A 14,428-nucleotide genomic window follows, 5' to 3' on the forward strand; every position below is an offset into this window, starting at 1 on the left:
GCCGACGCCGAAGACAGACAAAAGCAGTGTATCACGGGTTTGCCGTCGTTTCCGCGGTTGGACGTGACGCCCCTCGGCGTGCTAATATTCGTTCTCGATAACCTGTCAGGTTTTGCATGAACAAACAGGAGAGACTTTCTGTGAACGACCGACGACAGGCAGGCGTCGTTGACATGCAAATGGTCGCGGACAGGAAGGACGGCCTTATCCAGTCTTTTCTAAGTCGCCGATTTTCTACTGCTGAGGCCTATTTCATAGCGGTCGCCTGTGTATTGGCCGCTTTCGCCTTGCGCCTTGCTCTGCACGGCCTGCTCGATGACCGGGCAACCTTTACCTTCTTCATTCCACCCATTCTGATTGCCGCAATCATCGGCGGCATACCGGCATCGGTCTTCTCGGTCGGCCTCTCGGTCCTGGCTGTCTATGTCATCAAGGAATTTACCCCGCGCGGACCGACCTTTTCGGAAATGGCCGTTGTCGGCGTCGTGGGCATAGCGATTGCGCTTGTCGGCGAAATCCTTCATTCCGCGCGCAAGACAATCGAGAAGGCCCAGGCCCGGGCGGCTTCGCGCGAAGCGCATCTGCGCTCTGTACTTGATACGGTCCTCGACGCCAGCATCGTAACCACCAAGGACGGGACGATCGTATCCTTCAATGCGGCGGCTGTCCGACAGTTCGGGTACACCGAAGACGAGGCAATCGGGCAAAACCTTCGAATCCTGATGCCCGACCCCTATCATCGCGAGCATGATGGGTATCTCGCCCGATATCTGGCGACCGGCGAAAGGCGGATCATCGGCATCGATCGGGTCGTCGTCGGGCGCCGCAAGGACGGCTCCACGTTCCCCATGAAGCTCGCCGTCGGCGAAACCCAGTCAGACGGCGAAATCTTTTTCACCGGTTTCGTGCGCGATCTGACGGAGCGGGAGGAATATGCCGCCCGGCTTCAGGAAATTCAGGGGGAACTGGCTCGGCTCGCCCGCCTCAACGAAATGGGCGAAATGGCTTCGACGCTCGCCCACGAACTGAACCAGCCGCTGTCGGCGATCTCCAACTATGTCCATGGCTGCGCCCGCCTGCTGCGCGACATCGACGAACCGATCGCGGTGAGGATGCGCGAAGCACTGGAGGAAACCGCCAAACAATCACTGCGGGCCGGCCAGATCATCAAGCATCTGAGAGAATTCGTCACCAAAGGGGAGACGGAAAAGGCGCCTGAGAACATTCGCCGGCTGGTCGAGGAGGCCGGGGCGCTGGCATTGGTCGGTTCACGCGAGAAAGGCGTCAGGGTCGTCTTCGAATTCGCGCCCGGTCCTGAAATCGTGGTGGCCGACCGTATTCAGATTCAGCAGGTGCTGACAAACCTGATGCGCAACGCAATCGAAGCGATGAGCGAGTGCGAACGGCGCGAATTGGTCATCCGCACCGAGCCCGAAAGCAGCACCCTGATGATGATTACCGTCCGGGACACCGGACCCGGCATTCCGGAGGAAATTGCCGAACAGCTTTTCAGGCCCTTTGTCACCACCAAACCCGGCGGGATGGGGATAGGCCTTTCGATTTCAAAACGTATTGTGGAAGCCCATGACGGCGAGATGATCGTATCGCGTAATCCGGCAGGAGGAGCGACCTTCCGTTTCACGCTTCCGATCCACAAGGGGGAGAGCGAGAATGCAGACAGATGACTATACGGTTCATATCGTGGATGACGAAGAGCCGGTCAGGAAATCTCTCGCATTCATGCTGACGATGAATGGGTTTGCCGTGCGCATCCATGAAACGGCTTCATCCTTCCTGCAGTTCGCCCCCAGCATCCGCAACGGCGTATTGATAACGGATCTGCGGATGCCGGACATGACCGGCGTCGAGCTGATCCGCAAACTCCTGGCGGAATATGCGAATCTCCCGGCCATCGTGATCACCGGCCATGGCGATGTCCCTCTGGCCGTGGAAGCGATGAAGGCCGGCGCCGTCGATTTCATCGAAAAACCGTTCGAGGATACGGTCATCATCGAAGCGATAGAGCGTGCTGCAGGGCAATTTCGGGAAAAACCCGCTGATCTCGATGACCTGAGCGAAGTCAGAAGCCGCCTTAAGAGCTTGAGCGATCGGGAGCGGCAGGTATTGGCGGCAGTGGTCGCCGGTCAGCCGAACAAGTCGATCGCATATGATCTCGATATCAGCCCGCGAACGGTCGAGGTGCATCGGGCAAACGTCATGGCGAAGATGAAGGCGAGGAGCCTGCCTCAGCTCGTCCGCATGGCCATCGCCGCCGGCCCGCACCTCGGTGAACGGGACAATTAATTCCCATTTCTTGATCCAACGCAAAGCGTACCGGTCCTGAAGGCGCTAAGAACCGGATGTCGGAGGTAACCTGCCGTCCATGTTTGCGGATAGTTTTGTGCACCCACAGTTGAGAAACATCGTCATCATCGAACCGGACCTCGGCCTCCGGCAATCACTGACGTTTGCGCTCGAGGTGGAGGGATATCGGGTCGAAGCCCTCGACGCGTGGCGCAAGGGGCATATTCCGGCCACTCCGGCCCTCTGCATGATCATCGATGACAACGTATTGCGCACCCGCGAGGACGCAAGGCGATATCTGCGTGACCTGGGCCAGACTGTCATCCTCCTCACCGACGGCGTATGTCCTCCCGTAAACGATAACGGTTTCATTCTCGCGAAACCGTTCGACGGTGCCGATCTGCTGCGGCTCGTAAGAAGCCTCGAAGCGGCAGATTGAGGTCCCCCATCCATTTTGCTCAGCCGCGGCTACGTACATATCCCTAGTGATAGAACCGAATTTTTCGCTGTCCCGTCTTGAGGCATCCTCAAGCCTCAGCACGGGAGAATGCCGGATGCAAACCGCCGCCGTCCACGATCAAAGACCGCATACGTCGAGCCGGACGACTGCGAGTTCTCCCAAGACTGCCACCTTCTGCAGACCATATCCCGTTGTCGCCTTTGCGGCAGGCGCCGAAATCTATGCCCCCGGCGACAGGGCCGGCACCTTCTATCAGGTCGAATTCGGCGCGGTACGCGTGCATCGGCTGCGGTCGGATGGACGACGGCAGATCATAGCTTTCCATCTGACCGGAGAAACATTCGGCTATGAAGCCGACCGGACCCACAGTTTCTTCGCGGAAGCGATTACGCCGACGGGGCTGCGCGCCATGAGCCGCCCAGCAAACGACGAAGCTTCGCCGGAACTTCTGACGCTGGCGTTGCGCGGCATGCTGCGCGCCCAGGAGCATATCATTATGATCGGCCGGCAGACCGCGGTCGAGCGGATTGCCAGCTTCCTGGTTGACATGTCCGACCGCCAGGGAGGCCTCGATCAGTTCGACCTGCCGATGAGCCGGCTGGACATCGCCGACCATCTCGGCCTGACGATCGAAACGGTGTCGCGCGTGTTCGCAAAGCTTCGGTCAGGCGGGTTCATCAGGCTGAGGAGCACGCGTTGCGTCGAATTCAAGAAATCCGAAGCGCTCCGTAGTCTCTGCGCATAAACTGAAGTGGCAATGTCCGGGCAACGCCAGTCGCAGCCGGCCAGAAAAAGCATCTTCGCCATATCCGATACTCCTCCCAGGCTGCTCACGGCAGGTCGTCCTCCTCTCGGGACGGCCTGCCGTCGAGTCAACTAATCCCATCCAGCAGGGTGCGCATGCTGCGCACGATCCCGCTGTCGGTGACATTGGAGACGAGAGTCTGGAAACCGAAAGCAACGGCTCTATGGTCCGTGCTTTCCGTTGGGCGACGGCAGGAGCTATGGATCTCGCGCGCACCGGTTTCCCGCACGATCCGTTCGACATTCGCAAGGTTGACGCCGCTACCAGGCATGATCGACAGACGTCCCCTCGCCCGTTCCACGAGCCTGCCAAGCAGATCGATGCCATCCGGGGCGCTGACTTCAAGACCCGAAGTCAAGATCCGTTCCACGCCCAGATCGGCCGCCTGCTCCAGCGCCTCATAGGCATCCGGAACCAGGTCGAAAGCCCGATGCAGGGTAATGCCAAGGCCGGCGGCGCGGCTCGTCAGCCGGGTTAGGAGAGACAGGTCGAGCGTATTGTCCGGACGGCTTGCGCCGACCACGACGCCCGCCAGACCGGCAGCGCGCACCGCATCGATATCGGCAAGCATGGCTGCTTCGTCGTCGGCGCCGAAGACGAAGTCTCCGGCGCGCGGCCGTATCATTGCATAGACAGGAACGGGCGCTTTCGCCGCGAGCGCCAAGAGGCCGGGCGGCGGGGTCAGTCCGCCGACGTCGAGCGCCGAGCAAAGTTCGATCCGGTCCGCACCTCCGGCAATCGCGGCCGCAAGGCCCTGCGGGCTGTCGACGCAGACCTCGAGGAGAATGCCCACATCAACCTCCTTGATGGCCGAGCACGGCGGCCCCGACCAGACCGCCGTCATCCTGCCTAAGCGCCGGCGTCACCAGGGGGTGACTGAAGCGATTGAGGATGCGCTTGCGCACAGCCAGATCCAGCGCATCGATCAAGGGAGTGACGGAAGCAAGCCCACCACCGACCGGTACGATCGAAGCACCCGTGACATTGACGGCCAGCGCGAGCGGGTCGGCGATGAGCTCGATATAGACCGCGACCGTTTTGACGGCCCGCGCTTCGCCCGCCTGCCAGCCTTCGAGGATGTGGTGGCTGGTCTCCTCACGGCCATGCAGGAAATCGTGCAGCCGCTCGATCCCGCGAGCACCGCCGATCGTGTCGACGCAACCGGATTGGCCGCAGCCGCAGGAAAACCGGGGGACATGCAGCATCTCGCCGTTCACCGCGACGGTCGTGTTGAGGATAGGCCCATGCCCCCATTCGCCGGTCACGCCGCCGGCGCCCCGCACCAGTCGCCCGTCGATCGCCAGCCCGCCGCCGATTCCGGTGCCCATGATGGCACAGAAGACCACCGAATGGCCCCGCCCTGCTCCTTCATTGGCTTCCGCCAGCGTCAGGCAGTCCGCGTCGTTGGCAGCCAGCACCCGTCGGCCAAGCATAGCCGACAGTTCGTCCACGAGCCGTCTTCCGGTTATGCAGGGGATATTGGCCGATGTGGTCCTGCCGTCGCGGGGGTCGACGAGACCGGCGATCGACAGCGCCACGGGCGACGCCGGATCACCTGCACCTTGGTGCCGCTCGATCAGTGCCGACAGCGAAGCAGCCAGATCATCCCAACTTGCCGCGGGCGTCGCCACCTTCTCGAGCAGCACGAGCGCGCCCGGTGCCGGTGACACGGCGAACTTCATGAACGAACCGCCGACATCGACGCAGAAAACCGGCTTTCCCGGCCCTCCGTGACCTTTCCACTCCGCTTCTACCGAAATCGCGCTCATTTGCGCGGATCCAGGAGGTCGCGCAACCCGTCGCCGAGAATGTTGAAGCCAAGGACGGTGATCATGATCGCCAGTCCCGGAAACAGCGACATATAGATATTCAGACCGAGATAGTTGCGGCCGTCGCTCATCATCGCGCCCCATTCGGGCAGCGGCGGCTGTGCGCCGAGGCCAAGGAAGGAGAGGCTTGCGGCCGATAAGATGACGGTTCCGGCGGTCAGCGTCGACTGCACGATGATCGGCCCGATCGCGTTACGCAAAATGTAATGGGTCATGATGCGGCGGCGCGAAATCCCGAGCGAGATCGCAGCTTCGACATAGTCCATGCTCTTCAGACCAAGCGTGAGGTTTCGGCTGAGCCGGGCGTAGACCGGTACCGAAAAGATGGCAATGGCAATCAGAAGATTGATGAGGCTGCTGCCGAGCACGCTGACGATCAGGATCGCAAGCACGATGCCCGGAAACGCGAAGAGAATGTCCATGGCCCACATGATTGCCTGGTCGACATAGCGGCCGCTCATGCCGGAGAGAATGCCGAGCGGAACGCCCACGATCACCGCCAGGCCGACGCTGAGCACCACTTCGAGCAGCGAAATGCGCGCGCCGTAAAGGACGCGGGCAAATATGTCGCGACCGTTGTCATCCGTCCCGAACGGATGCGCCCATGAGGGTGGCTCCATGGTCGCAAGCAGATCCTGCGCGTAAGGATCCGCCGCAGCGATCAACGGTGCAAAGATCGCCGCAAGCACGATCAGCCCGATGAGGAAACCGCCGAGAGCGATGCTGCGGTGAGCCGCCATCCAACGCCAGGCGCGCGATAACACCGGGCGGCGCGGTGCAATGTCTGTTTCGATCGACGCCATCAGTCGAACCTTATCTTCGGATTGAGGATCGCGATCAGAAGCTCCGCGAGAAGGTTCATGACCACCACGCCGGTGACGGCGACGAGCGTCACGCCCTGGATAACCGGATAGTCCCGATAGCGCACGGCATCGACGAGGAAACGACCGATCCCCGGCCAGTTGAAAACCGACTCGGTGACGACCGCACCGCCGACAAGACTGCCGAAATTGAGGCCGACGATGGTGATGATCGGGATCAGCGCGTTGCGCAGCGCATGGCTCCAGTAGATCGTCTGGGGAGCGACCCCCTTGGCGTAGGCCGTGCGGATATAGTCCTGTGACATGACCTCGATCATGCTGGAGCGGGTCATGCGGGCAATGACGGCAGTCGGCAGCACGGCGAGCGTGACCGATGGCAAAATGAAGCTTTTCCATGAAGACGCACCCAGCAGCGGCAACCAGCCGAGCTGGACGGAAAACGTGTTCATCGCCATCAGAGCCAGCCAGAAATTGGCGATCGAGGCGCCCGCAATGGCGAGGATCATGACGACCTGGTCCGGCCAGCCGTGCCGATAGATCGCAGCGATCATGCCGGCCGGCACGCCGATGCCGACCGCCAGGAGATACGCGGTGATTGCAAGTCCGAGCGTAAACGGCAGACGCTCGGCAATCTCGTCGACGACCGGCAGCTTGGATTTGATGGAAATCCCGAGATCGCCTCTTACGGCTCCATAGGCGAAGGAGGCATACTGTTCCGGCAGGCTGCGGTCGAGACCGAGGCGGCGGGTCATGTTATCCACGGCTTCCTGCGTGGCTTCCGGTCCCGCCATCAGTCGCGCCGGATCGCCCGGCAGAGCGCGGATGGCAACGAAGACCAGAAGCGATACCCCGATGAGGATCAACGGCAAGGCCAGCAGCTTCTTGGCGATATAGGCTTTCATCCGCTCGCTCGATCAATTCACCTCGAAAAGACGGCGGGCGATATTCCTCGCCCGCCCGCGCCTGAGATTATTTCCTGGCTTCCTTGACGACGATCAGGCCGCCCGGAATGACCCAGGTGCCCTTGACGCTCGCCCGCGTCGCAAAAAGATCCTGCTTCGTGAAGAGCAGCACATGCGGTGCCTGTTCGTTCACCAGCTTCTGCGCATCCACGTAGATCGCGTTGCGCGCCTTCTCATCGAGGGTCGAGGCCGCCTTGTCGATCAACTCGTCAAGCTTCGGATCGGAGAAGAAACCAAGATTGGCACCGGCCGGTGACGCGCTCTTGGAATAATAAAGGGGGCGGAATTGTAGATCCGCGCCGTTGACGCCCGAGGACCAGGAAGCGATCGAGGAACCGATATTGTCTTTCTCCTTGCCTGCCGGATCGAGGAACGCCGCCTTCGACCAGACACCGCCCTCCATCTTTCGCACGTCGAGCTTGACGCCGGCTTTCGCCCACATGGCCTGCAGCAGCTCGCCGATACGGGATTCCTGCTCCTGTACGATGGTCGACATGGAGAAGCCGTCCGGGTAACCGGCCTCCTTCAGCAGCTGTTTCGCCTTCTCGATGTCATAGCTATAGGGCGCGAGCGACTTGTCGTAACCGGGCGTGACCGGCGCGAGCGGCGAATTCGCAGGCTTCGCAAACCCCTGCATGAAGGCCTTGACGATACCTTCCCGGTCGGTCGCGTAGTTCAGCGCCTGTCGGACGCGCACATCGTCGAGCGGCTTCGTCTTGGTGTTCAGCGAAACCCAGAACACCGCCGAGCCGTCGGTGGTGCTGAGTGTCATGTCCGGATTGGCCTTGAGCTGCTGGGCAAAGGCCGCAGGGAACGGATTGACGACATCGGCATCGCCCGTCTGCAGCGCCATGTTCATGACGGACGGCTCCGGCGTCCAGGTCCACTTGATCTCGTCCTCGCCCTTCGGCGCGCCGCCCCACCATTCGGTGTTCTTGGTCTGCAGCACGTATTCACCGGACTTGTATTCGGCGAGCTTGTAGGGACCGGTGCCGACGGCTTTGCTGCCGATCGTCCCTGCCGTCTCCGCGGCTGGGCTCACCATCAGGCACGGACCGGTGGTGAGCAGCGCCAGGAAAGCGGGATACTGGCTCTTCAGCTTGAACTGCACGGTCATCGGATCGACGGCAGTCACGCCTTCGAGAAAGGTGCGCAGGCGACCGCTCGCGGCAAGCCCGCGTTTGGTATCGAGGTGGCGGGTGAAGTTCTTGACCACGACATCGGCATCGAAGGGGGTGCCGTCATGGAACTTGACGCCCGGGCGCAGCTTGAAGGTCCAGAGAAGACCTGCGGCATCCGAAGACCATTCGGTGGCAAGCGCCGGTTTGAGCGAAAGATCGGGATCGCGCTTGACGAGGCCTTCATACATCGGATCGAGCAGAGCGGCTGTGTAGGTTGCGGTCTGGTCGCCCGGATCCATGGAACGCGGCGCTTCGGTCTGCATCACGTTCAGCGTCGCAGCGCTTGCGGCGATCGGAAATAGGAGACCGCCAGCAACCGCTGAGGCGAGTACAAAACGACGATTTTCCAGAAATTTGGCCATGATTGTTCACCCTTGTTTTGTTGACGTGAGGGTAGCTCTCGCTACCTTAGATCATTTTTATAATTTATTGTCATTGATTTGTTCACTTTCTGAACTTAGTGTCAAGACCGCAAATCCAGAGGACCCAAGCCGCTTGAACGCCATGCTCACTTCCTCCCAGCGCCAGCTGCTGCGCGCCATCAGCGAGTCCGGACCACTCAGCCGGACCGAGATGGCGCAGATGCTGGGATTGAGCAAAGCCGCGATGAGCGGCATTGCCCGCGACCTGATCGATCTCGGCGTGCTGCACGAGACCGAAATCGTCTACGGCCAGGGCCGGCCTTCGGTACTGCTCGACCTGCATCCCGAATGCGCATTCTTCGTCGGTATTTCTCTGCTCGAAGATCCGGCGCCGATGATCCTCAGCGATCTCAACGGCAAGATCATCGCCCGTCAGGCGATGCCGCTGTCGCGCGACCCGAAGGTCATTGCCGAGGCGATTACCGAGGGCCTGCCGAGCCTTCTCGAAGCCCATCCCGACGCGAAGGAAAAGCTCTCCGGCATCGGCGTGGCCCTCTCAGGCTTCGTCGATGAATCCCAGGCAAACTGCGTGCAATCCACCCTGCTCGGCTGGCAGGACGTGCCGCTGGCAAAAATCATCCGCGAGCGCTCCGGTATCGAAACCTTCATCGAGAACGATGCGAAGGCCGTCGCGGTCAGCGAAAAGCTGTTCGGCAGTGCCCGCGAAATCCAGAACTTCAGCGTCGTTTCGCTCGGCGACGGCATCGGCTGCGCCCATTTCATCGACGGCAAGCTCTATCGCGGCAATCACGGCGGCGCCGGCGAAATCGCCCATTGCACCATCGAGCCCGGCGGCTCACCCTGCCGCTGCGGCAAGCGCGGCTGCCTCGATACCGTCGCCTCCATGAAGGCGATCAAGGAAATGTCGCGCGCCGAGGGGCTCGAATGCACCTCGCTGTCGGACATCGAAAACGAGGCATCGACCGGCAATGCGGCAGCAATCCGCATCCTGCACCGCGCCGGCTCGGCTCTCGGGCTCGCGATCGCCAACCTCATCCAGATGAACGACCCCGGCCTCATCCTGATCACGCATGTGGAAGGTTCGTTCGAGGGTCTTTTCGGCACGGTGGTCAATCAGGCCATCGAGACCAACGTCCTGCCGCGTTACGCCGGCCAGACGCCCATCCGCATCAAGCGCGTGGACGGCGATGTCTGGGCGCGCGGGGCGGCAAGCATTGCAGCCCATAATTTTCTGATCGGTTCCCATACTAGCTGAGGTTTTTCCATGCGCATTGCTGTCGGCGGCATCCATATCGAATGCAGCACTTACAACCCTGTCCTGAACGAGGAAAAGGACTTTCGCGTCGTACGCGGCGAGGAGCTGACCGCATCGCCCTATTTTGCCTTTCTCAAGGATTACAAGGCGGAATTCCTGCCGACCATTCATTGCCGCGCCATCGCCGGCGGCCCGGTCGCCCGCTCCACATACGAGCGTTTCAAGGCCGAATTTCTCGAGCGCCTGGAGCCCTTGCTGCCGCTGGACGGTCTCTATCTGGCGATGCACGGCGCCATGTATGTGCAGGGCATGGAGGATGCCGAAGGTGACTGGATCACTGCCGCCCGCGAACTCGTCGGCCCCGACTGCACGGTTTCGGCGAGCTACGACCTGCACGGCAATGTCAGCCAGCGCATCATCGACGCGCTCGACATGTATTCCACCTATCGCACCGCGCCGCATATCGATGTCGAGGAGACGATGCGCCGCTCGGTGAAAATGCTGGTCGAAAGCCTGAAGACCGGCGTGAAGCCGGTATTGCTCTGGGCGCCGATCCCCGTCGTGCTGCCGGGCGAGCGCACCAGCACCGTGGATGAGCCGGCAAAGAGCCTCTACGAAATGATGCCGGAAATCGACGCGATCGAGGGTGTCTGGGACGCCTCGCTGATGGTCGGTTACGTCTGGGCCGACGAACCACGCGCCACGGCCGCTGCGATCCTGACCGGAACAGACCGCGCTGTCCTCGAACGGGAAGCCAGGCGTATCGCCGGGGCCTACTGGGATGCGCGCGAAAAATTCGTCTTCGGCTGCGAGACCGGCTCGATCCAGGAGTGCGTCGCAAGAGCGGTTGCCAGCAGGACCTCCCCGGTGGTGCTTGCCGAATCCGGCGACAACCCGACTGGCGGCGGTGTCGGCGATCGCGCCGAGGTGCTTGCCGAGCTGATCGCCAAGGGCGCCACCGGCGTCGTGTTCGCCGGCATTGCCGACAAGGCCGCGGCCGAAGCCTGCTACGCTGCCGGAGTCGGAGCGGAACTCGACCTTTCGATCGGGGCCTCGCTCGACACGATCGGCAGCAAGCCGGTGCGGACCAGGGTAAAGGTAAAATTCCTGCACGACACCACCGACCTCTCCGATCGTCAGGCGGTGGTCGTGATCGACGGCATCGAGTTGGTGCTGTCGGCGAAGCGACGGCCCTACCACAACATCTCCGATTTCACCCGTCTCGGTCTCGACCCGCAGACGGCCAGGATCGTCGTCGTGAAATCCGGCTATCTCTCGCCGGAACTCGCACCGATCGCCAATCCCAACCTGATGGCGCTGTCGCCGGGTGTCGTCGATCAGTTCGTCGAGCGACTGGAGCGCCACCGCAAGCAGCGCCCGACCTATCCCTTCGACAAGGATTTCGCCTACGAGCCGCAGGTGTTTTCGTCGGCGCGCTCCGCAGGACGGTGACCCGACTGCACGAAGCCCAGCGCGGCTCCGGCGGCGCCAATACCTTCTGAAGACGTGCGGCGGGCGGGGAAATTCTCACCCCACCGGGAAAATTTTGCCAGTCCGCTTCAGGCGCTTAGGGCTTTTCGTTTCCCCGCCTTGTCCCCGCATCGAAGACCCGCCGCATAATCGTTCCCGTCATCGGATGGGAAACCGGGTTCGCGAACCGGTCGCATCCTCGGTCTTGCGAAGTCCGGTTTCCGATGATGGTCGCCGAAGCGGTCGAAGGGGGCTGGGAAATCCCCGGACAATCGCCGAAACGGCCGGGGCAGGTGGAAAACCTGAATACCCGATACCCGAATACCCCGCCTGCCCCATTCCCTCTAACGCCACCGCGCCGGATTTCATCCGCGCGGTCAAAGGTGCTGCCGGAAGTGTTTTCCATTGCAGCAAAAGATGACGAAGCCGACGCCTATTCGAAATTCCGTGAGACTGGCTGACGCCGTTCAGGAACCAGAGGCTGGTCCCACGTGTTTCCCTTGGGCGCCATGAGGATGCAGGAGGAAGCAAGATGGGTATCGAACAGGCACCGACCGAAAAGGGTCGCGAATCCGCGCGTGGATTGAAGCAGAGCACTCGAAAGGAAGAGAAAAAGGTCGAAACCCAAAAGGGGTCCGACCTCGCGAAGGGGGCGGATCGTTTCGAGGAACGTTCGAAGAGCTCGGACGGCAAGAGCGCCGGCGCGAAACAACGCTGATGACGGTCAGTCGGACAGAATACGAAGCGGCGACCGAAGGTCGCCGCCCGGATTTGCCATGAGAAATCAGCTTCTCTTCGTACGCCAGCTTTCGGCATAGTTTTCGCGAGCTTCCCGCGCATAGGGCGTCGGCGACACGCGCACCCGGATCTCGGCCTGCTTGTGCCCCTGCTCGATCGAGGTCTTGCCCGTCCCCCCGTTCGGCTCACCCCAGATGAGCGTCAGCACGTCGCCTTCCTGGATGTCCGCATCCACGACGCCGAGCGACAGCATGCAGCGTTCGTTGTAGCTGTAGCCGTTGAACATCGACATGCCGACCACCTTATCGCCATGCATGATCCTGTCGGCGCTGGAGGACGCGTAATTCGGCTGCGGCAGGTCGATCCACTTATAGGCCTGCTCGCCCGGAACGAAGCTCGACGCAATGACCTTCATCACGTCTTCCGCGTTCCATTCGAAGGTGACCTTCTTGCGATGCGGCTGGCCCTTCATCTTTTCGAGCGCCTCGCGCCCGACGAAGTCGTGGTCGAATTTGACGTAGATGCCGTAGCCGAGTTCATAAGGGGTGACGTAGTAGTCCTCGATATTGTCGGAGATCAGGCTGCCACCGATCGAACCTATGGCTTCGTAGCTGTCTTCCGTCAGCCAGTCGCGATATCCCTGCAGTTCGGGGTCTGTATAGATCGCCGGAAGCGGCGACGGGATCCAGCCGGATTCGAGCGTATTGGTCGAATAGGCACGCGCGCCGACGAGATAGAGATCGACGCCGGCATCTTTCGCGGCCTGAACCACGATCTCGCGGACTTCGTCCTTTTCCGCATAAGGCCCCCATATTTCGAGCCCCGGAGCGCCCGCCATGCCATGGCGCAGCGCCTGAACCTTCCTGTTGCCGACGTTGATCCAGTCGACATGGAAGAACTTGATGTCGGGGATCGGACCGCCGTTCATCTTCTCGAAGATCTTCGGTGCATCCGGCCCCTGGATCTGGAAACGATAGTGAACCCGGTCGACCTGCTTGCCGTCCGGACGAGAAGGCGAGCGCGGGTCGTGGGTAAGCTTCACATCGTGCTTGCCGAGCGAGGCGTTGTAGCGCAGCCAGTTGGCAGTCGGCGCACGGCCGACGAGCACGAACTTGTCCTCCCGCTCGCGAAAGATGATCATGTCGCCGATGACGTAACCCGCCGGCGTCACCGGAACGTAATGCTTGGCACGATTGGTGTCGAAATTCGCAAAGCTGTTGATCGCGAGACTTTCGAGAAATTTGGCCGCGTCCGGGCCTTCGACGATCAATTCGTCCATGTGGTGCGACTGATCGAAGAGAACGGCCGACTCGCGCCACGCGACCTGTTCCGTCCGCCAATTGGAAAACTCCGGTGCGACGACCGGATAGATATACATGCCGATGCGCGAATTGCGCAGCACCTCGACCGGATTTCCCTTTTCCTTCAGGATCTGAGTCAGATTCCTTGCCATAGACCTTCCCTCCGTTGCTCTCCGATCCGTGCCTCCCGCGCCGAATGGCGGGAGTGACTGCATCGGTCGTAATTGCCATTGCAAATGAGGGGCCGCGGTCTCCTCCCGCCAATCTCCTCACGACCGGTTCTCGCTCTCGGCCTGCCGCCAAACGACGAAAGCCTCGCTCTACCTCCCGGCTCCGACAATTCATAGAACAAGGGTTTGGCATGCACAACAACAAACCGGCGAAAATGCATACATAAAATATGTCAGTTTTGGCTGATCACCGCGCCATACCGTGTATCCGCAAGATAAAATGGGAAATTTCGGCACATCATGTATACATGACGACTTGTGAGCGCGGCGAAGAGATTTCCCCCACAAACGACGCCAAGCCGTCCACGATAGGTGAAATGCCCGGTGCAAGACGCACGAGGTTCATCTGGCAGGAGGACGACAGTCCCCGCAGATCCGAAGGAGTGGAATCCGCTCAGCTGCGGACGGCCCAGGCCGCGTCGGAGGGAGCAGCCACCGTCACCGCACGGCCGATCCCGACATCCGCCAGCGACGGCGTCTCGATATGCAGCGTATGGTCTGCGGTTTTGACCATGATGGAACGGTGAGGCCCGCGGAAAATCGCCTGGCTGATCTCACCCGACCAGGAGAGGCCGCCATTCGCCGCCCCGGCCTCGCCAATCTGCAGGTTTTCGGGCCTCACCATGACGGTCACCTCCGCTCCTGCCGGCATCTCGCTGGCCGCGTGACATTCGCCCGCCCACCCCTTC

At 61.3% G+C, this 14,428-nt stretch carries 15 protein-coding genes; 8 read left to right on the top strand and 7 right to left on the bottom strand.

The window, feature by feature from the left end; translation table 11 throughout:
* Positions 1-173: 173 nt before the first annotated feature.
* The 4 genes from C5L13_RS07410 to C5L13_RS07425 all read left to right on the top strand — a co-directional run bounded on the left by C5L13_RS07410 (position 174) and on the right by C5L13_RS07425 (position 3,509).
* Positions 174-1,685, top strand: a complete 1,512-nt coding sequence (locus C5L13_RS07410; RefSeq protein WP_105382663.1) for a sensor histidine kinase — start codon at positions 174-176, stop codon at positions 1,683-1,685.
* Positions 1,672-2,304: a response regulator FixJ gene (gene fixJ, locus C5L13_RS07415; protein ID WP_105382594.1), complete on the top strand. Its 633-nt coding sequence runs from the start codon at positions 1,672-1,674 to the stop codon at positions 2,302-2,304. Before C5L13_RS07410 ends, fixJ begins: the two co-directional genes overlap by 14 nt.
* Positions 2,305-2,401: 97 nt before the next feature.
* Positions 2,402-2,743, top strand: coding sequence for a transcriptional regulator (locus C5L13_RS07420; RefSeq protein ID WP_158693406.1), 342 nt, complete (start codon positions 2,402-2,404; stop codon positions 2,741-2,743).
* Positions 2,744-2,858: 115 nt separating this feature from the next.
* Positions 2,859-3,509 carry a helix-turn-helix domain-containing protein gene (locus C5L13_RS07425; protein WP_105382596.1) on the top strand — a complete coding sequence of 217 codons (651 nt, stop codon included), beginning with the start codon at positions 2,859-2,861 and terminating at the stop codon, positions 3,507-3,509.
* Between the two features lie 127 nt (positions 3,510-3,636).
* On the opposite strand, the gene C5L13_RS07430 is transcribed toward C5L13_RS07425, so the two are convergent.
* From C5L13_RS07430 to C5L13_RS07450, 5 genes are all read right to left on the bottom strand, one after another.
* Positions 3,637-4,362 (bottom strand): copper homeostasis protein CutC, encoded by a 726-nt coding sequence (locus C5L13_RS07430; RefSeq protein WP_105382597.1) that lies wholly within the window; start codon positions 4,360-4,362, stop codon positions 3,637-3,639.
* A 1-nt stretch (position 4,363) separates the two neighbouring features.
* The gene (locus C5L13_RS07435; RefSeq protein ID WP_105382598.1) at positions 4,364-5,338 is read right to left on the bottom strand and encodes an ROK family protein; all 975 of its coding nucleotides are present in this window, start codon (positions 5,336-5,338) and stop codon (positions 4,364-4,366) included.
* The gene (locus C5L13_RS07440; RefSeq protein WP_105382599.1) at positions 5,335-6,201 is read right to left on the bottom strand and encodes an ABC transporter permease; all 867 of its coding nucleotides are present in this window, start codon (positions 6,199-6,201) and stop codon (positions 5,335-5,337) included. The genes C5L13_RS07435 and C5L13_RS07440 overlap by 4 nt, the downstream gene beginning before the upstream one ends.
* A complete protein-coding gene (locus tag C5L13_RS07445) occupies positions 6,201-7,121 on the bottom strand; it encodes an ABC transporter permease (protein WP_105382600.1) in 921 nt (306 codons plus the stop codon). The genes C5L13_RS07440 and C5L13_RS07445 overlap by 1 nt, the downstream gene beginning before the upstream one ends.
* A 67-nt stretch (positions 7,122-7,188) precedes the next feature.
* Positions 7,189-8,724 carry an ABC transporter substrate-binding protein gene (locus tag C5L13_RS07450; RefSeq protein WP_105382601.1) on the bottom strand — a complete coding sequence of 512 codons (1,536 nt, stop codon included), beginning with the start codon at positions 8,722-8,724 and terminating at the stop codon, positions 7,189-7,191.
* 142 nt (positions 8,725-8,866) lie between these two features.
* On the opposite strand from C5L13_RS07450, the gene C5L13_RS07455 reads away from it, so the two are divergent.
* The 4 genes from C5L13_RS07455 to C5L13_RS07470 all read left to right on the top strand — a co-directional run bounded on the left by C5L13_RS07455 (position 8,867) and on the right by C5L13_RS07470 (position 12,188).
* Entirely contained in the window at positions 8,867-10,000 is a 1,134-nt protein-coding gene (locus C5L13_RS07455; RefSeq protein ID WP_105382602.1) for an ROK family transcriptional regulator, read from the top strand.
* Positions 10,001-10,009: 9 nt separating this feature from the next.
* Positions 10,010-11,452: a M81 family metallopeptidase gene (locus C5L13_RS07460; RefSeq protein ID WP_105382603.1), complete on the top strand. Its 1,443-nt coding sequence runs from the start codon at positions 10,010-10,012 to the stop codon at positions 11,450-11,452.
* 242 nt (positions 11,453-11,694) lie between these two features.
* Entirely contained in the window at positions 11,695-11,931 is a 237-nt protein-coding gene (locus tag C5L13_RS07465; protein ID WP_105382604.1) for a hypothetical protein, read from the top strand.
* Between the two features lie 71 nt (positions 11,932-12,002).
* The gene (locus C5L13_RS07470; RefSeq protein ID WP_105382605.1) at positions 12,003-12,188 is read left to right on the top strand and encodes a hypothetical protein; all 186 of its coding nucleotides are present in this window, start codon (positions 12,003-12,005) and stop codon (positions 12,186-12,188) included.
* Positions 12,189-12,254: 66 nt separating this feature from the next.
* Here C5L13_RS07470 and ligM read toward each other — a convergent pair whose 3' ends face one another.
* Both ligM and C5L13_RS07480 read right to left on the bottom strand, forming a co-directional pair.
* Positions 12,255-13,661 (bottom strand): vanillate/3-O-methylgallate O-demethylase, encoded by a 1,407-nt coding sequence (ligM, locus tag C5L13_RS07475; protein WP_105382606.1) that lies wholly within the window; start codon positions 13,659-13,661, stop codon positions 12,255-12,257.
* A 472-nt stretch (positions 13,662-14,133) separates the two neighbouring features.
* The coding region (locus C5L13_RS07480; RefSeq protein ID WP_158693407.1) for a TOBE domain-containing protein at positions 14,134-14,428 on the bottom strand (295 nt) is incomplete at its 5' end.

The sequence above is a fragment of the Neorhizobium alkalisoli genome, assembly GCF_002968635.1.
GTDB lineage: Bacteria > Pseudomonadota > Alphaproteobacteria > Rhizobiales > Rhizobiaceae > Neorhizobium > Neorhizobium alkalisoli.